Origin of the sequence: Corallococcus sp. CA041A (assembly GCF_003612075.1) — a bacterium.
Classification (GTDB): domain Bacteria; phylum Myxococcota; class Myxococcia; order Myxococcales; family Myxococcaceae; genus Corallococcus; species Corallococcus exiguus.
Genome location: NZ_RAWF01000687.1, coordinates 1 through 427 on the forward strand (window position 1 = coordinate 1; position 427 = coordinate 427).

General features: G+C 43.1%; 1 protein-coding gene and 1 pseudogene. Both read right to left on the reverse strand.

Going from position 1 to position 427, the window contains the following annotated elements; all coding sequences use genetic code 11:
• A pseudogene (locus D7V77_RS46160) lies at nt 1-217 on the reverse strand (hypothetical protein); the annotation flags it as partial.
• Between the two features lie 15 nt (nt 218-232).
• Nucleotides 233-427: hypothetical protein (locus D7V77_RS45440; RefSeq protein WP_233597591.1), on the reverse strand; the 195-nt coding region annotated here is incomplete at its 5' end.

Below are 427 nucleotides of genomic sequence, written 5' to 3' on the forward strand. Positions count from 1 at the left end.
CTTCGAGTGTGTGCTTGTACCCTAGTTGGGATGTTGCAACAGTTGCAAAATTGTACAGGATAGATGAATGAAAGCTACTCATGTAAGCTGTTTCTAGTTCTAGGATGGCAGGCTTAAGGTATGGAGCAAACTCAAGTACGTTGAATGAGAAGTTAGATAGACCATACTTCTTGATTGCACGTTGCAGACGAATATTACTCTTACGCCCTGCGCGGTGATCGAGTAGTCGTTCTCACAGATCGCTAGAAGATCCTACGTAAAGTTCACCTGTTACTAGATTAATGAAAGCGTAGATACCTGATTGGTTACGCAGTGAATTGCGATAACCGCGCAGATCGTCTAGGTTGTCGATACGAGGGATTGTAAAAATCGTTTGCGGAACATTAGCACCTGTAGAATAATACATACATGTCACAGCGCAACATGC